Here is a 19,036-nt window from a genome sequence, read left to right as displayed (position 1 = left end):
TATATAGAAAACGCTCGACTATTAGTCGGGCGTTTTTTTATTTTTGCAGCATGTTGGATTACATTATCGTTGGTTTCGGATTATCAGGTTTATCTTTTGTTGAACAACTAGAAGATCATAATAAGTCATTCGTTGTATTTGAAAACGCTTCACAGCGATCTTCCAGAGTTGCAGGGGGTATCTATAACCCTGTAATATTAAAACGCTTTACAGCAGCCTGGAATGTTTTGGGGCAAATGGAGAAAGCGGTCCCGTTTTATAAAAACATTGAAACTAAGTTAGGGAAACAACTGGTGACCGATCTTCCGGTACTACGAAGGTTTAACTCGATAGAAGAACAAAATTCATGGTTTGAAGCGAGCGATAAACCAATTCTAAAACACTTTTTATCTCCTGATCTTATTCCCAACACCAATGAGGCTTTGGATGTTCCTTTTCAGTATGGTAAGGTAAAACAAACAGGGAAAATTGAAGTAGAACAAATGCTAACTTCTTATGCCAATTATCTGGCTCAAAAGGATAGTTTTGTTCAAAGTTCTTTTGAGTATTCAGAATTAGAGATAAAAGAAAGTTATGTTGTTTATAAAGATTACAAAGCCAAACATATTGTATTTACTGAAGGATTTGGCGTGAAGAACAATCCTTTTTTTAATGATTTGCCATTGGTGGGTAATAAGGGAGAGTATCTTTTGATCAAATGTGAGTCTTTAGAATTGGATGCTGCTATAAAATCTTCTGTTTTTATCATTCCTCAGGGAAATGATGTGTATAAAGTTGGTGCCACTTATGACAACCAGGATAAAACACCAGAACCCACATCTTCGGCAAGAGAGGAATTGATCAAAAAATTGGACATGATCCTTAAAAAACCGTACCAAATCGTTGGACAAGTAGCAGGAATTCGACCTACGACCAAAGATAGACGACCTTTGGTAGGAGTACATCCATTACATCAAAATGTCTATATTCTTAATGGTTTGGGAAGCAGAGGGATACTTATTGGGCCTACGATAGCAGGTCAGTTATATGAATTCATAGAAAATGGTACCCCATTACCTGTCGAAATGGATATCAAACGCTTCGGTAATTAAGACCAGCTTTTTTCTTTGTCGTAGTGCATAAAAAGATTAATCCAGATATTTCGGGATAACCTCATGATTACTGGCATAAACACTACCAAGGTGCCTACAATCGCAAAAAATGTATGTAACAAATTCAGTTTTAACAGCAAATTAGCGATCACGAACGCTGCTACAGCGAAAGCGATTCCTACTGCATAACTTACATACATGGCTCCATAAAAAAAGGAAGGTTCAATTTTGTATTTAGTATGGCAATGACCACAACGTTCCCGCATTTTTAAGGTTTCGCTTAGTTTATAGGGATTTGAATTTTGGTACATGCTTTCCTGTTGGCATACAGGGCAACTGCCATTTACAATACTATTTATTTTTGTGCCTTTTAAGAAGTTCATATGTTCCTTTTATGCTAACACAAAAATAATCATCTTTGCACAAAATATTCAAAAGCTCATGTTAAACATACATAACCTATCAATATCATTTGGAGGAGAATATCTGTTTGAAGAAATCAGTTTTCGGTTAAATGCCGGAGACCGTGTTGGCTTGATAGGGAAGAATGGAGCTGGAAAATCCACTATGCTCAGAATTTTGTCTAAAGAACAAGAACCAGATTCTGGTCAAATAGCCCTGGACAAGGAGATAAACATCGGATTCTTGAAGCAGGATATCGATTTTGTGCAAGGGAGAACTGTATTGGAGGAAGCCTATGAAGCCTTTACCGAAATTAAGAAGGCGGAGCGACAGATGGATAAAATCAATGCGCAACTGGCCGAGCGTAGTGATTACGAAAGTGATTCTTATAATGAACTGATTACCGAATTAAGTGATCTTACACAGCATTACGAGATCATAGGAGGATATAATTATGAAGGAGATACCGAGAGAGTGCTCCAAGGATTGGGATTTGCTCGAGAGGATTTTGAAAGGTTGACAGATACTTTTTCTGGTGGGTGGAGAATGCGTATCGAACTGGCTAAATTGTTATTGCAAAATAATGACATCTTACTACTGGATGAGCCTACTAACCACCTTGATATTGAATCTATCATATGGTTAGAAAATTTCTTAAGGAGTTATGCAGGAGCTGTTGTAATCGTTTCGCACGATAAGATGTTCTTGGATAATGTAACCAATCGTACCATCGAAATATCCTTGGGGCGTATTTATGATTACAATACCCCTTACTCAAAATATTTAGTGCAGCGCAATGAAATTAGAGAACAACAATTAGCGGCACAGAAAAATCAATCCAAACAGATTGAACAAACCGAGAAACTCATCGAGAAGTTTCGTGCCAAAGCCTCAAAAGCCTCGATGGCCCAATCTCTGATCAAAAAGCTGGATAGGATAGAACGTATTGAAGTTGATGAAGACGATAATGCGGTTATGAATGTTCGTTTCCCGGTAAGTGTACAACCCGGTAAAGTGGTCATCGAAGCAGAGACTGTTGGGAAATCCTATGGAGAGAAAGAGATTTTGAACGACATTAACCTTTTGGTAGAACGAGGATCCAAGATTGCTTTTGTAGGGCAGAATGGTCAAGGAAAAACAACTCTGGCCAAGATCATCATCGATGAGATTGAGCATACAGGTACCCTCAAACTGGGACATAATGTGCAAATAGGGTATTTTGCCCAAAATCAGTCAGAATATTTAGATGGGGAGCTAACAATTCATGAAACTATGGTCAATGCGGCCAACGAGAAAAATCGTAGCAAGGTTCGTGATATGTTGGGAGCATTTTTGTTTAGAGGAGATGAAGTCGATAAAAAAGTAAAGGTGCTATCCGGAGGAGAACGAAATCGATTGGCGCTATGTAAATTGCTTTTACAGCCATTTAATGTGCTTGTGATGGATGAGCCTACCAACCACCTGGACATTAAATCAAAAAACGTATTAAAAGAGTCTTTAAAAAGTTTTGAAGGGACTTTGATTCTGGTGTCTCACGACCGAGATTTTCTTCAGGGACTTACCAATACCGTTTATGAGTTCAAAAATAAAAACATAAAAGAGTATCTGGGAGATATCGATTTTTATCTGGACCAGCGTAAGGTGGCGGATTTACGAGAAATAGAAAAGAAAGATAAAACACAACATAAAGAAGTTGCTGATTCCAAAGAGACCGCAAAGCAATCTTATCAGGATCAAAAGAAACTAAAATCGCTGAATAACAAGCTAAGCAATGTAGAGGCAAAAATTAATAAGCTGGAGAAAGAAATCAAAGAAATAGATGTCGAGCTTGCGGTTAACTATGACCAAACTATTGCTGCACCAAACTTTTTTGATACCTATCAGGCAAAAAAAGATGAGTTGGTAGCATTAATGGACAATTGGGAAATTCTTCAAGAAGAAATTGACTTATTGACCAGTCAATAGAATGCTTTAATTTTTATCTAATTCTCAATATTTGCGCCATTAATTTTCTTTTTTTGAGCTAGTCGTTCTCTTTTTTGAGAATCAAACAGAAAGATTAGAGAGAATTTGAAATTCCCGAAAAAACCCAATGTTACTTTTACGATATTTTTATGGTTAGCGAGAGTAGCAACTAGATTTTTATGGATATTTTTGTATCAAAAATTAAACAACAGTATTTATGAATAATACAAAAGCCATTGATTTGAATGCTCATGCCTTATCTTGGGTTGGTAAGATTCACTACGATTTTGGATTCCTAGTACAAAAAGCGTTTACAGAAAATGGATTGGACCTGTCTAAAGAGCAATGGAGTGTTCTAAAAAGATTGAATGTAAATGACGGGCAACCCCAAAATGATTTGGCGTTCATCACGCATCGAGACAAAACATCAATGACACGTCTGGTAAATTCTATGGAGAGTAAAGACCTGGTAGTTAGAAAAAGCGATGAAAACGACAGAAGAGTAAATCGTATTTTTTTAACGGAGTACGGAAAGCAGGTAATTCAGAAAGTACAGCCAATAATGTACGATCTTATTCCAGCAGTTCAGGAAAGCCTAAACGACGAAGAAATTGAAGTTTTGATCAATGTATTGAAAAAAGTAAAAGGCAAAATAGCTGAAATAGCAGAAGAATAATAGTCTGTAAAAATAAGTAACTCATTCAAAAGCATCTGTTTACAGATGCTTTTTTGTTAAAGAATTCCTCATGTAATTTTTATGAGTTCTTTAACTGCAACCTAATTAGGTTGTTGATAGCTTTGTGCAGTTTTTCTCGGGAAAAGCCTAAACAAAACTACTTATGAGAAACGTAATACTTGCTATATTGGGAGTGTTGTTGGTTATTGGTGCAGTGTTTTTTGCCTCTACATTGATCGATAGTAACAAACGACAAAAACCAAAACCACCAAAGGTTGTAAAAACCGTTTTTGTAGACACGGTTAAGAATAAAACTGTGCCTATAGTCATCCAGGCTAATGGTAATCTCACGGCCAAAAGAAGATTAGAGCTGTATGCAGAGGTGCAAGGAGTCTTCAAAGGCGGATCCAAGCTGTTCAAAACGGGACAAAACTACAAGAGAGGACAGGCGTTAATACGAATAGATGCTTCAGAATATTATGCGAGTGTACAGTCTGCCAAAAGTAATTTATACAATCTGGTAACGTCCATAATGCCAGATCTTCGATTGGATTATCCAGAAGTATATGACAAATGGCAAACATATCTTAACCAGTTAGATATGAATAAGGTAACCCCAGAGTTGCCGGAAACCTCCTCAGAAAAAGAAAAATATTTTATTACTGGAAGAAATATCTATACTACCTATTATAATGTAAAGAACTTGGAGCAGCGATTGGCCAAGTATACTATAACTGCGCCTTTTGATGGTGTGCTTACCGAGGCCTTGGTTAACGAAGGTACCTTGATACGTCAGGGGCAAAAGTTGGGAGAATATATCAATACCGATGTATACGAAATGGAAGTTGCTGTAGGTAAAGAATATGGAGATCTACTGCAAGTAGGTAAATCGGTAGCACTTACCAATTTGGACAAAACCAAAACGTATAGTGGTCAGGTAATCCGTATTAACGGAAGAGTGGACCAGGCTACGCAAACCATCACTGCCTTTATTCAGGTATCAGAACCTTCACTACGAGAAGGAATGTATCTGGAAGCCAATCTGGATGCAAAAAACGAAGAAAACGCCATTGAAATAGACAGGAGTCTGCTTCAGGAAGGGAATAAAATATTTGTAGTTCGTGATAGTATTTTGGATGTGGTAGATGTACAACCTGTATATTTTTCAGATAAAAAAGTAGTGCTTAAGGGAATTCCGGATCAAACTATCATGGTGTCCAAGGCCGTCCCGGGAGCCTATGCGGGAATGCTCGTATCTGTGTTTGGCAGTAAAACCCCGGAAAAGAAAGGGCAAGGACGAGCAATTAGCAATAGAAAAGCAGCCCAGTAATGAGAAAAATTATCGCATATTTTATCAAATATCACGTGGCAGTAAATGTCATTGTGATTGCTTTTCTGATCTTTGGAGTTTTTGGTGCGTTGTCACTTAAATCTTCATTTTTCCCACTTACCGACTCTAAGAATATTAATATTAGTATTACCTATCCGGGAGCTTCTCCCTTGGAAGTAGAAGAAGGGATTGTTTTAAAGATCGAAGATAACCTCAAAGGACTTGAAGGTGTAGAACGAGTGACCTCGACATCCCGAGAAAATAGCGGAAATATCAATGTAGAAATTGAAAAAGGTAAGGATATCGATTTCATGCTATTAGAAGTCAAAAATGCTGTAGATCGTGTACCTACTTTTCCTACGGGGATGGAACCTATAGTGGTGGCCAAACAGGAAGCGGTTCGACCTACTATCAATTTTGTAGTGAGTGGAAAGGATATTCCTTTAATTACCTTAAAACAAATCGCCAGACAAATAGAAAACGATTTGAGAGGGATCGATGGGATCTCTCAAATCACTATTTCTGGATATCCGGCAGAAGAAATAGAGATAGCAGTAAATGAAAATAGTTTACTGGCATATAATCTAAGTTTTAATCAAGTAGCTCAGGCCGTTAGTCAAGCTAATATTTTAACTACTGGAGGTACCATCAAGACCGATGCAGAAGAGTATTTGATTCGTGCCAATAATAGATCATACTATGGAAACGAACTCTCAAATTTGATCATCCGTGCCGAGTCTTCAGGAAATACCATACGCTTAAAAGACGTAGCACAAATCAGAGATCGTTTTTCTGAAACGCCGAACGCAACTTATTTTAATGGAGATTTATCGGTAAATATTGAGATTACCAGTACCAATACCGAAGATCTGATTTCGTCGGCAGAAAAAACAAAAGCCTATATCGAAGAGTTCAATCAAAAGTATAATAATGTTGAGTTGAATGTGGTTAGTGATCGTTCGATCACACTTGTACAACGAACCAAGCTCTTGACCGAAAATGCAATTATCGGGATGCTTCTGGTACTTACCTTCTTGTCGTTGTTTTTGAACACTAGATTAGCATTTTGGGTAGCGTTTGGATTGCCTATTGCCTTTTTGGGAATGTTTGTTTTTGCAGGTTCTTTTGACGTGACTATCAATGTATTGTCTCTGTTCGGGATGATTATTGTGATCGGGATATTGGTAGATGACGGTATTGTGATTGCAGAGAACATATACCAGCATTATGAACGGGGGAAAAGTCCGATTCAGGCAGCGATCGATGGTACGATGGAAGTGATTCCACCAATTATTTCTGCAATTATCACTACCATTCTGGCTTTTGGGATTTTTTTATTCTTGGATGGGCGGATCGGAGATTTCTTTGGAGAGGTTTCGGTTATTGTAATTCTTACGCTTACGGTTTCGCTGGTCGAAGCATTGATTATTCTTCCTGCTCACTTGGCGCACTCAAAAGCACTAAAACCACAAGATAATAGTCCAAAGAAAGGGATCGCACAGATTTTTGCAAAACTTCGCTATATCAACACATTTGGAGATCGTATTATGCGTTGGCTTAGAGATAATTTATACAGCCCAGCCATACGATTTACGCTGCAAAATAAACTGTTTACCTTTTCTATATTTCTGGTTTTATTGATCATGACTATTGGTAGTATTGGTGGTGGAATTGTACGAACGGCATTTTTTCCGCGTATTGCAAGTGATGCGGTATCGATAGATCTAGGGATGCCCAATGGTACCAATGAAAAAATCACAGACTCCATCATTTCTATTATTGAAGAAAAAGCATGGATTGTCAACCAGGAATTGACCGAAGAGTATTTACAAGATGAAGAATACGAAGGTAAAGTACTGTTTGAAAATGTGATCCGAAGAGTAACATCATCCTCAGATGCCTCTTTACGAATCAACCTACTTCCCGGAGAAGAAAGACCAAATGCCATCAATTCTGGTTTGGTTGCCAATCGTATTCGTCAAAAAGTAGGACCTGTGTTTGGAGCCGAGCGATTGATATTTGGTTCTGGTGGTAATTTTGGGGGGAGTCCGGTATCGGTTTCTTTATTAGGGAATAATATTCAGGAACTAAAAGCGGCCAAGGCAGAGCTCAAAAAGGTGCTAGAAGATGATGATCGATTAAAAGATGTCGCCGATAATGACCCAGCTGGTATCAAAGAGGTACGTCTTGAGCTTAAAGAAAATGCATATGCACTGGGCTTAAATCTAAGAGATGTGATGGCACAGGTACGATCAGGATTCTTTGGAGTGCAGGCGCAACGTTTTCAACGTGGGCAAGACGAAATACGGGTTTGGGTACGTTATGATCGGGAAAACCGTTCTTCGATCCTGGATCTGGATAATATGAGAATCGCAACGAACTCTGGAGAAAAAATTCCTTTGAGCGAAATTGCTAATTATAGTATAGAACGAGGAGATGTAGCGGTAAACCACCTCGAAGGAAGGCGAGAAGTGCAAATTTCTGCGGATCTTAAAAACCCGGAAGCGACAAGTTCTACCGATGTGTTGGAGGAGATCAGAAACGATATTATGCCAGAAATTATAGCCAAATACCCTACAGTAACTCCATCGTACGAAGGCCAAAATCGAGAGGCAGGAAAATTCTTAGGATCGTTACGCCCGGTAGGATTAACTGTTTTGGTATTGATCTATATCACCATTGCATTTACTTTCCGTAGTTATAGCCAGCCTTTATTATTGCTGTTATTGATTCCTTTAAGTCTTCCTGCAGTGGCATTAGGACACTGGATACATGGTTTTCCAATCAATATTCTGTCTTTATTAGGGATTGTTGCATTGATCGGAATCATGGTGAATGATGGACTCGTCCTCATAGGTAAATTCAATAGTAATCTGCGAGCCGGAATGACCTTTGATCATGCCATTTATGAAGCAGGAAGATCCCGTTTTAGAGCTATTTTCCTAACATCCTTGACTACAATAGCCGGTTTAGCTCCTTTGATTTTTGAAGAAAGTCGACAAGCAAAATTTTTGATCCCGATGGCAATTTCTATAGCCTATGGAATTGGATTTGCTACAGTGCTTACGCTACTGGTATTGCCATTGTTTTTGTCATTCAACAATAGTGTAAAAGTATCTACAAAATGGTTGATTACCGGAAATAAAATAACCAAAGAAGAAGTAGAACGAGCGATTAAAGAACAAAACGAAACTCATGAAGAACACCAAGAACTACAGGAAGCTTAGATCGGTTACACAATTTGTTTTCTTTCTGTTGATGGGGTCTGGAGTGGTTGCTCAAAAATTGACCAAACAGGAGGCAATACGATTAGCGTTAGAAAACAACTTTGGAATCATTTTGGCCACCAACGATATCGAAGTTGCCGAAAACAATAAAAGTGTTCTCAATTCAGGCTATTTACCAACGCTATCCGGGAACGCATCTGCGGTATACAACAGAGATAATATTGAAGCTCAGTTTGCTAATGGAGAGACCAATGTGCTGAATGGAGCAGAAAGTGATCGATACAATGCATCGGTGAATCTTAACTATACGCTGTTTGATGGTTTAGGACGTTTTTACAATTATAAGCGGCTTAAAGAACAATACAATCTCACGGAACTTCAGGCTCGGGAAACCATTGAGAATACCTTGTTGCAATTGTTTACTGTCTATTTTGAAATTGCCAGACTTACCGAAAATAATGAGATTTTGGAAGAAACCCTTCGAATCTCACAAGAGCGAATTACCCGAGCTAATTATCAGTTTGATTATGGGCAAAATACCAAGCTAGACGTTCTCAATGCTCAGGTAGACGTTGCTAATGATAGTATCAATCTCATTAATGCAAAACAACAGCTATTAAATACAAAACGAGATCTGAATTTGATTTTGGACAATGAGTTAACTCAAGGGTTTGAAGTAGATACTACGGTAAGTTTTATCAATAAATTACAGATCAGTAGTTTTATGGAAAAGGCTATGGAGAATAACGTGAGGATTCTACGTAACCAAAGTACGATCAAGATCAATGAGTACGATGTAAAAGTGAGTAAATCTGGATATTTGCCTACAGTTGGCCTGACAGGAACGTATGGCTGGAACAAAAATAATAACAATGCGGCGGCTTTCTTGGCTACCTCGATATCTGATGGATTATCGGCATCGGTGAATCTAAGTTGGAATATTTTTGATGGAGGATCTACAATAACCCGAATTAAAAACGCGAAGATAAGCTTAGAGAACACCGAGATCCAACAGCGACAAGTAGAGCAGGAGGTAAAAAGAGATATTGCAAATGCGCTGGGTAATTATGAAAACCGATTACAGGTGTATGAAATCCAGCAGCAGAATGTAATTACCAATCAAAATAATTTTGAACGATCTAAGGAACGCTTTAAACTGGGGCAGATCACCTCTATTGAGTTTAGATTGGCTCAAATTAATTTGATTAATGCACAGACCAATAAGAATCTGGCAAAGTATGATGCTAAGATTGCGGAACTACAGTTGTTACAACTTACAGGGCAATTATTGAATATAGAATTTTAAAAGATGTTTGAACATTTTTTTCAATGCCCGTATTGCTGGGAGCAAATTTCGATGTTGCTCGACCCTTCTATACCATATCAGGTGTATGTAGAAGATTGTGAAGTATGTTGTAATCCTATAGAATTACACCCCAGGTTTGAAGATCAGGAATTGATCAGTTTTGATGCGGTAAGTATTGAACAGTAAGGTGTTATACAACTATTGATAGTTACTTGTATTATTTTTTATTATTTTTTATTAATTTTTAGCAGAAATAGTGTTGTATAAAATAAAAATGGTTGTATATTTGCCGTCCAATAGCGCGGGATAGAGCAGTAGGCAGCTCGTCGGGCTCATAACCCGAAGGTCGCAGGTTCGAGTCCTGCTCCCGCTACGAAGAAAACCAGTTGTGAAAACAACTGGTTTTTTTATACCCGAAAATCTGATGCTTTGCATCAAAGATTGTAGGGTATAAAAAACTGTGATGCTCTGCATCGCTGGTTTTCTTTGTACAAGCACACTCCAAAGGTCCAACGACTAAAGGGAGTTAGTCCTGCTCCCAGAACCAGGAATGTCCTCCTGAAATTTTGTTTTCAGTAATTTTTTGTGACAACAAAAGCGTCAATTTACGGGCTGGAGTACAGAATTCATAGGAAAATGTACTTTTCTAGGATCGCGAGTTGAATAGTAGTATCTCATTTTTTTCTTCACTTTTAAGATAATAAGATCATTAAAATTTAATTGGTTGTATGATGTTGGAGGTATTTTGTTTAGTTTTTTAAATTTTTAATAGAATATTTCCGTGACCATCAGTTAGTTTACTCGACAGCGCCATATTTTCTCCTTTTACATATAGGCAATAACCATTTTCAAATTCTTCTTATATACCCGCTAGTGTTTTTCCTTGAAACATAGGGGTTTTTAACTGTTGTTATTCAGTGTGTTACGTTCTTATATTTATCCCGTTATAGAACATGTGTAAAATTGAAACTCTAATTGCTTCTTCTAAATAGTGTTAGTCTTTCATTGATCATGGGTATTAGCAAGAAACTTCTCACCCCTAGTAGATTAATTGTTGTTAACATTTGTCCCATACAAAGAATTAAAATAAATCTAATGTATTTGATATGGAAAATAATGCTAATACAGGTGCACAGAAATCAACAAAAACAAATTTAGATGTCTTAACGAAAGAAAATGTTACACAATCCAATGCTATCGAAATACCTTCAATCTCGCTCCCAAAAGGAGGAGGCGCGTTAAAGGGTATAGATGAAAAATTTGAAGTAAACCCTTCCAATGGTACTGCGGGGTTTAGTATTCCGTTGCCTATTACTGCGGGTCGAAACGGTTTTTCACCTTCGATAGGATTGAGTTATAATTCAGGAGTTGGTAACAGTGTGTTTGGTATTGGATGGTCTATAGGAACACCTTCTATAAAGAGAAAAACCGACAAAGGATTACCCAGATATTTAGACGGTCATAACGAAGATACATTTGTTTTTTCTGGAGTAGAAGATTTGGTTCCTTGCGTAGAAGAAACCTCTCCAGGAAAATGGCAAATAAAAATAAACAAGATTAATGGATGTATCATCAAAAAATACCGTCCGCGTATTGAAGGAGGATTTGCTAAAATCGAAAAAATCGACCACCTCAATCAAGGAGTATATTGGAAGGTAACAACACCTAATGACCAGGTTACATTTTATGGTTATTCTGAAAACGCTCGTATAGTTGACCCAGAAGATAAAGAAAGAGTTTTTGAATGGTTACCAGAGTTTTCATATGATAATAAAGGGAACTACATTTCCTATCAGTACAAGGAGGAAAACCTTGATAATGTTGCCAACGAGGTTTATGAAAAAAACAGAATTAATGGTTTAGCACCATTTACGAATAGGTATCTAAAACGAGTTTTATACGGAAACCAAAACCCATATTTTCCGGATGTTCAAACACCATATATTCTTGAAAAACCTTTAGATAACCCTTGTCATTTTGAATTGGTATTCGATTATGGAGAACATGATAAAGAAGTACCAATACCAGAGGAATCAAATATACAGCAGTGGGGTTACCGATCAGATCCTTTTTCTTCATATAGATCAGGTTTCGAAATTCGTACCAACCGTTTGTGCCAAAGGGTATTAATGTTTCACACTTTTTCAGAGCTAAATGCCGGCACCCCAACATTGGTTCGATCATTAGATTTTGAGTATTTGTCTTCGGCATCGTTAAAAGAAAAGACTGATCGTCCTGCAGAATTGACCTATTTGGTAGGGATTATTCAAAAAGGATATATTAGAAAATCAAATGAAACTTATGCTGTAAAGGCATTACCTAAAATGACTTTTGATTACCAATGGTTAGATTGGAATACCGAAGTAAAAGAAGTTTCAAGAGAAAATTTAAGGCATACTCCCACTGGCCTTTCAGATAATTATCAATGGGTAGATCTTTATAATGAGGGAATTAACGGAATTCTCACAGAACAAGCCAATGCATGGTATTATAAGAATAACTTAGGAGAAGATAATCATGGAAATATTCATTTTACTAGTGCAAAATCCATTATTCCCAAACCTTCGACATTAGGAATTAATGATGGAGTAGTGCAACTGCAAGATTTGGATGCTAATGGACTAAAGCAAATTGTGGTAAATGCTCCCGGACAACAAGGATATTTTGAAATAAATGATGAAGAGCAGTGGCAGCCTTTTAAAACTTTCCTTAAAGAGCTCGAAATAGATATTAGTGATCCCAATGTACGCATATTTGATCTTAATGGAGATGGAAAACCAGAGGTCGTTTTGAGTGATCAAGGCGCTTTTTGGTGGTGGGAAAGTCAAGGCAAAATAGGTTATGATAACGCACAATTTGTACCAAAACCCTATGATGATGAATACGGACCTGCAATAGTTTTTCAGGATCAGGAACAACGTATTTTTTTGACAGACATGACAGGAGATGGTCTAACGGATATTGTTAGAATCAAAAACGGAGAAATTTGTTATTGGGCAAACAAAGGTTATGGTCATTTTAGTGCAAAAGTAACTATGGGGAATGCACCTTGGTTTGATAGTCCAGAACTTTTTAATCCTCAATATATCCAGTTTACAGATATTAGCGGAACCGGAGTGGCAGATATTATATACCTCGGCAAGAACACGTTTAAAGCATACCTCAATCATAGCGGAAACGCTTGGAGTGATGCAACCGAGATAACACCTTTCTTTCCAACCGAAAAGCCTAACAAGATTACAATAACGGATCTATTGGGTAACGGTACTTCATGTATTGTTTGGTCTTCAGAACTTCCGCCTTATAAAAATACCCCCATGCGGTATATTGATCTTATGGGTGGTATTAAGCCTCATATCATGAAAAGCTATGAAAATGGGTTCGGTAAAAAAAGTGAAGTAGAATATAAGAGTTCAACCTATTATTATCTTAAGGATAAGCAAAAAGGAACACCATGGATCACCAAATTACCATTTCCTGTACAATGTGTTAGTAAAACTAGTATCACCGAAGAAGTAACCAAAGTAAGGTTTGCTACAGAATATTCATATCATCATGGATATTATGATCACGCCGAGAGAGAATTTAGAGGTTTTGGAAGAGTAGAACAACGGGATTGTGAGTATTTTGAAACTTTTAAAAAAACGGGTGCCGGTAATATTGTGACCGAAGAACATCATCAGCCACCTGTTTTGACCAAAACTTGGTTTCATACGGGAGCATTCCTGGATAAAGAAAAGATACTAACCCAATTTAAAAAAGAGTATTGGTATGAGGAATTCAAAAATCAAGGTTTTGATGTTGAACCCATAGAGTACGAACTTTCGGATGCGACGATTTCTATACCCGAAGGTATACATATCGATAGAGACCTTATTGATGCCGAAGGATATAGAGAGGCGCTTAGAGCTTGCAAAGGAATGGTATTAAGAACCGAGGTGTTTTCGGTTGACACCAAGGATCCAAAAGATATTGACCAACAAAAGAAACAAGCCACTCCGTATACGGTAAGCACTCATAATTGTGAAATTCATCTTTTGCAACAACGCCATCAAAACAAACATGCCGTTTATCTGGTCAAAGAAAGTGAAGCGATTACATATAGCTATGAACGTAATCCGGAAGATCCAAGGATAGCCCATTCCTTAACTATTGAAATAGATGAATATGGTAATGTTCTTGAATCGGTTGCAGTAGTGTACCCTCGTCTACAAACAGAGGAAATATTGCGAGATGCACCAGGCGATACCATCGCAACTCGCAAAGCAAAACAGCATGCGCGCAAAGCACAACAAAAAAATTGGATCACCCTTAGCAAAAATGATTTTACTAATGATATTATTACCAATGAGCATTATTTGTTGAGACAGGGATGGCAAACCAGAACCTATGAACTTACAGGATTGCAATCTATAGGTCCTATTTTCTCTATTGAAGAGTTTAGAAAAGCATTTAATACACTAGAGGAGATAGAATATTATCAAAAATCGGAATCAGGAAAAGAGCAAAAAAGATTAATTGAGCACGTCAAAACCAAATTCTATGATAATAACATACAGGCTTCTTTGCCAGACGGTCAAATAGGTGTTTGGGGTATTACATATGAGAATTATCAACTGGCCTATACACCTAATCTTTTACAAGAGATTTATACCCCTAGCGAATTTGCGTTGCAATTTGAAGTGTCGGATAACGATATGCTTCAAGCAAAGTATTATCAGGAAGATACTCATTGGTGGATACGCTCAGGAACTACTCAATTCGCAAACGCTGAAGAAACCATTGAAGATATTAAAAATCGTTTCTTTAGCCCCGTATCCTACATTGATCCTTTTGGTACCAAATCTGAAGTTTTTTATGATCCACTTTTTTTATTTGTGAAACGTACTTTGGACGCAGTAGGGAATGAAACAAAAATAGTAGAATTCGATTATCGAACATTTTCGGCAACTAAGATGCTGGATATAAATGATAATATTTCATCTGTGATTTTAGATGAGTTAGGATCGGTAAAAGCAATGGCGATCGAAGGGAAGGATACTAACAATGATAATATAGGCGAAGAAGCAGATACTTTAATTGGCTTAACCGAAATAACCAATGCCAATGAACAATCTCTAATCGATGATTTTTTTGCCACTGCCCAAGTACATGAAATCTGTAACTATACTCAATTACAAAGCTTGGCAAAAGATTTATTACAATCGGCCAGTAGTCGATTGATTTACAAATTTGATCAAATACCAATTGTTGTTGCTAGTATTAGTCGAGAACAACATGCAACAGAAAATCAAAATGGCTTTCTACAAATCGGTTTTGAGTATAGTGATGGTTTGGGTAATGTGGCAATGGCAAAGGTACAAGCCGAACCTGGGGTCGCCAAAAAAGCAATACAACAAGATGAGGATAACTGGGTTATCACCGAAGTAGATACCGGAAACCAATTACGCTGGGTGGGTAATGGTCGTACAGTTTTAAATAATAAAGGAAACCCTATAAAACAATATGAACCCTATTTTTCGGTATCTCCGGTCTATGAAGACGCAGCAGGCTTGGTAGAAACAGGAGTGACCCCATTGGTATACTATGATGCAGCTGGGCGTGCTGTTAAGACCGAATTACCTAATGGAACATTTACAAAAATAGAATATGATGCCTGGAAACAATATTCGTATGACCCCAATGATACTGTAAAAGAAAGTGTATGGTGTAATGAAAGAATAACTCTTGCTGATAATAATCCCGAAAAGAAAGCAGCTCTTAAAACAGAGATACATGACAATACTCCTTCATGTATGGTTTTGGATACATTGGGTCGACCGGCTGTTGGTATTGATCATAACCGCTTTAAGGACTCAAATGAGCAAACTATAGAAGAATTTTCATATACCTATGCCCTTACCGATATCGAAGGTAATGCACTGGCAGTGATTGATGCCAGAGGCAATACAGTAATGCAGTATCAATATAATCTTTTGGGGCATCGTGTTGCGCAAACGAGTATGGATGCAGGTAAACGATGGATGTTCATGAATGTATTAGGTAATCCTTTCAAAACCTGGGATGAGCGCAAATACGAATTCTCGTTTGTATATGATAGTATACATCGACCTATAGAACAATGGGTAAAAGGAGGGGAAGAAACTATTCCTATTCATATACTATATGAAAAAATAGAATACGGAGAAGGGCAACCCAACGACAAACAAAATAACCTACGCGGTAAAGCAATTATAGTATATGATACTGCTGGTAAAATAATAACCGATCGATATGATTTTAAAGGAAACGTACTTTCCTCAACCCGAATATTCGCAATAGAATATAAAACCACCCCAAATTGGAATGTCGTTAACCCTGATGATCTATTAGAAGGATCCGAGTATACCTTTACTTCGAGTACCGAATATGATGCATTAAACCGCCCAATCAAACAGGTACAGCCTGATGGTAGTGAGCATATGCCATTTTTTAACGCAGCTGGTTTACTAGACCGTGTAGAATTGAAAAAAGACAATGTTACTACCGTTTATGTACAAAATATCAATTACGACGAAAAAGGGCAACGTAAAAATATCCTCTACGGAAATCAGATACAGACACACTACCAATACGACCCCAAAACTTTTCGCTTAAAACAACTTAGGAGTATCAAAAATAATGCAGAAATACTACAAGATCTCAATTATACCTATGACCCATCGGGTAACATAACACAAATACAAGATAAAGCAATCCCAGTGGTGTTTTATAATAACCAAAAAATAAATGGTAAAAATGAGTATACCTATGATGCCTTATATCGTTTGATCCATGCTACCGGAAGAGAACAAAGTACCCATACTGTAGATTTTAGTACTGGTGATAATTGGAGCGATGGTCATACCAAATTTACTCACCATACTAATGACCCTATGGCGATGCATGGCTATACACAACGGTATCAATATGATCGTGCGGGTAATATATTGAAAATGAAACATATAGCAGGCCCAAGCTCATGGACACGGGACTATGTGTACGAGACCAAAAACAACCGAATTAAAAGTACAGAAATAGGTAATTATACACATGAGTATACCCATCATCAACAGCACGGTTATATACAGGTAATGCCACACCTACCCCTAATGCAGTGGAATTTTAAAGAAGAACTCACCACAAGTGCAAAACAAGTACGAACTGATGGCGGTGTTCCCGAAACCACCTACTACGTATATGATGGTAGTGGACAACGAGCCAGAAAAATAACCGAAAATCAAGCAGATGTAGGCAATACCCCCACTCAAAAAGATGAACGTATCTATGTAGGTGGGTATGAGGTATATCGACATGAAAGTGGGTTAGAACGCGAAACATTGCATGTCATGGATGATCAACAGCGCATTGCTATGATTGATACAGAAACCGAATCAAGGAAAATACTCGGGATCCCAATGGGGCGAACCACACCAGTACAAACGATACGATATCAATTAAGCAATCATCTGGGATCCTCAAGTCTGGAGCTTGACGAAAATGCAGTGGTTATAAGTTATGAAGAATATCACCCTTATGGAACTACGGCGTATCAGGCAAAAAATGCGGCTATCAAAGCTGCTGCCAAACGCTATCGCTATACAGGTATGGAACGGGATGAAGAAACAGGGCTTGCGTACCATAGTGCCCGTTATTATTTACCGTGGTTAGGTAGGTGGTTAAGTGCTGACCCTATTGGGATTGATGGAGGCATTAATCTATATAATTATACCCATAGCAATCCTATAATGTTAATAGATCGTGAGGGAACAGTACCAAAGCCAGGGTCTGTGGATTATCAAATTATGACAATGACGGATTCTCAGCTAATTGGTCATTTGAGGTCAATTAATAAGCATCAAAGAGGGGCTATGGCTCTATCGGCTACGGGAAATTTTAAGACGAGAGTAGAAGCCCTAAGAACTCGAGCTGGACTTGAAGCTATTTATACTTTGAATGAAGTGAAAATTGAAGGTAAAGTTCCTGAAAGACGAGGAACTACTATTGTAGAACGAGTTAGACCTCGTCTTTCAAATGAGGAATTGAGAGAAAGTGTTCCTCTCTTTTCATTTTTCTTTAAAGTTCCGGGTCAATATGTTAGACCGTACCAGAATCCACCAGAAGGAGCTCCAGAGGGATTAAGAGCAATACGAATGTTGAATGGTCAGCCATCAATTGGAGTAGCTAACTTTTCAAGAGACTATGCTCCAGGTACTTCAGTGGAGAGTTTGACTCTTCAAGTGGTTGGAGGCATGACAGAAGTAGGAGCAGGACTTTCAGGAATTGCGTCATCAGCAACTAAAGGCTCTGTATTAGTTAGACAGTTAGATGATGTAGGTAGAAATTTAGATGATGTAGTAGAGGTTGCTGAAGATGTTTCTAAATCTTCTATAGATCTTAATAAGATAGCTAGTGAAAGCACAAAAAAAGCAAGGGAATTTTACCCAGAACATAAGGGAGCAGTTGGCTCCTTATTCACTGAAGAAAGTGCGGATCCGATGTTAATTAAGAGTGGAGTTGAAGGAGGGCCATGGGGAGGCACCCAACGAGGAGGTATTCCAAGAGGTAAAACTTATGGGTTTACATCAGGTGGACCTAGTCAGGGAAATATTGCCACACATGTTGAGGGACATTCAGCGGCTATTATGCATCAACGAGGTTTAAAAAAAGGTGTTCTTTTTGTAGATAGAGCAATTTGTTCTATTTGTTCTAGAGATCTACCGGATGCACTGCCTGCGGGATCAACTCTTCGAGTAATAACTCCAGAAGGTACAACTACATTTAGAAGTAGTCATTTTAAATAATATTTCGATTCTTGAAGATTAAGGGCTTAGCAAAGTTTTTTTAATAAAAAACTATCATAAGAAAGAAGTTAGTGTTTTGATTTTATAGTGTAGACTTTTAAATGGAAGAAATAGATTATAAATTCACATTATCCTGTAAAATCTCCTCTTATCACTAGTCTTGAACCGTGATACTCGCAATTAGAAAAAACAAGAAGAATATAATAACAACACACAA

General features: G+C 37.7%; 9 protein-coding genes and 1 tRNA gene. 9 read left to right on the top strand and 1 reads right to left on the bottom strand.

The annotated features are described in order from the left end of the window. The first annotated feature begins 50 nt into the window (after positions 1 to 50). Positions 51 to 1,091 carry an NAD(P)/FAD-dependent oxidoreductase gene (locus BUE24_RS18615; RefSeq protein WP_073319402.1) on the top strand — a complete coding sequence of 347 codons (1,041 nt, stop codon included), beginning with the start codon at positions 51 to 53 and terminating at the stop codon, positions 1,089 to 1,091. Here BUE24_RS18615 and BUE24_RS18610 read toward each other — a convergent pair. Then, positions 1,088 to 1,474 (bottom strand): DUF983 domain-containing protein, encoded by a 387-nt coding sequence (locus tag BUE24_RS18610; RefSeq protein WP_073319399.1) that lies wholly within the window; start codon positions 1,472 to 1,474, stop codon positions 1,088 to 1,090. The two genes, BUE24_RS18615 and BUE24_RS18610, sit on opposite strands and share 4 nt — an antisense overlap. Positions 1,475 to 1,532: 58 nt before the next feature. Here BUE24_RS18610 and BUE24_RS18605 point away from each other — a divergent pair, with 58 nt between their 5' ends. From BUE24_RS18605 to BUE24_RS18570, 8 genes are all read left to right on the top strand, one after another. Then, entirely contained in the window at positions 1,533 to 3,458 is a 1,926-nt protein-coding gene (locus BUE24_RS18605; protein ID WP_073319396.1) for an ABC-F family ATP-binding cassette domain-containing protein, read from the top strand. A gap of 217 nt (positions 3,459 to 3,675) precedes the next feature. Beyond that, positions 3,676 to 4,134, top strand: coding sequence for a MarR family winged helix-turn-helix transcriptional regulator (locus BUE24_RS18600; protein WP_073319393.1), 459 nt, complete (start codon positions 3,676 to 3,678; stop codon positions 4,132 to 4,134). A 163-nt stretch (positions 4,135 to 4,297) separates the two neighbouring features. Further along, entirely contained in the window at positions 4,298 to 5,464 is a 1,167-nt protein-coding gene (locus BUE24_RS18595; RefSeq protein WP_073319389.1) for an efflux RND transporter periplasmic adaptor subunit, read from the top strand. Next, on the top strand, positions 5,464 to 8,691 hold the full coding sequence (locus tag BUE24_RS18590) for an efflux RND transporter permease subunit (RefSeq protein ID WP_073319385.1): 3,228 nt from the start codon (positions 5,464 to 5,466) through the stop codon (positions 8,689 to 8,691). The genes BUE24_RS18595 and BUE24_RS18590 overlap by 1 nt, the downstream gene beginning before the upstream one ends. After that, on the top strand, positions 8,660 to 9,997 hold the full coding sequence (locus tag BUE24_RS18585; protein WP_084549610.1) for a TolC family protein: 1,338 nt from the start codon (positions 8,660 to 8,662) through the stop codon (positions 9,995 to 9,997). The genes BUE24_RS18590 and BUE24_RS18585 overlap by 32 nt, the downstream gene beginning before the upstream one ends. A 3-nt stretch (positions 9,998 to 10,000) precedes the next feature. Further along, positions 10,001 to 10,183, top strand: a complete 183-nt coding sequence (locus BUE24_RS18580; RefSeq protein ID WP_073319382.1) for a CPXCG motif-containing cysteine-rich protein — start codon at positions 10,001 to 10,003, stop codon at positions 10,181 to 10,183. A gap of 114 nt (positions 10,184 to 10,297) precedes the next feature. Beyond that, positions 10,298 to 10,370 (top strand) — tRNA-Met (locus tag BUE24_RS18575). Between the two features lie 733 nt (positions 10,371 to 11,103). After that, complete coding sequence (locus BUE24_RS18570; RefSeq protein ID WP_073319379.1) at positions 11,104 to 18,819, top strand: SpvB/TcaC N-terminal domain-containing protein; 7,716 nt, start codon at positions 11,104 to 11,106, stop codon at positions 18,817 to 18,819. Positions 18,820 to 19,036: the final 217 nt, after the last annotated feature.

This window comes from Aquimarina spongiae (genome assembly GCF_900141785.1).
GTDB lineage: Bacteria > Bacteroidota > Bacteroidia > Flavobacteriales > Flavobacteriaceae > Aquimarina > Aquimarina spongiae.
The sequence above is the reverse complement of the archived record's forward strand: the minus strand, read 5'-3'. Positions and strand labels throughout refer to the sequence as shown.

Coding starts and splice junctions, on each gene's coding strand:
- BUE24_RS18615 (WP_073319402.1), top strand. CDS start 51: ATGTTGGATTACATTATCGTTGGTTTCGGATTATCAGGTTTATCTTTT.
- BUE24_RS18610 (WP_073319399.1), bottom strand. CDS start 1,474: ATGAACTTCTTAAAAGGCACAAAAATAAATAGTATTGTAAATGGCAGT.
- BUE24_RS18605 (WP_073319396.1), top strand. CDS start 1,533: ATGTTAAACATACATAACCTATCAATATCATTTGGAGGAGAATATCTG.
- BUE24_RS18600 (WP_073319393.1), top strand. CDS start 3,676: ATGAATAATACAAAAGCCATTGATTTGAATGCTCATGCCTTATCTTGG.
- BUE24_RS18595 (WP_073319389.1), top strand. CDS start 4,298: ATGAGAAACGTAATACTTGCTATATTGGGAGTGTTGTTGGTTATTGGT.
- BUE24_RS18590 (WP_073319385.1), top strand. CDS start 5,464: ATGAGAAAAATTATCGCATATTTTATCAAATATCACGTGGCAGTAAAT.
- BUE24_RS18585 (WP_084549610.1), top strand. CDS start 8,660: ATGAAGAACACCAAGAACTACAGGAAGCTTAGATCGGTTACACAATTT.
- BUE24_RS18580 (WP_073319382.1), top strand. CDS start 10,001: ATGTTTGAACATTTTTTTCAATGCCCGTATTGCTGGGAGCAAATTTCG.
- BUE24_RS18570 (WP_073319379.1), top strand. CDS start 11,104: ATGGAAAATAATGCTAATACAGGTGCACAGAAATCAACAAAAACAAAT.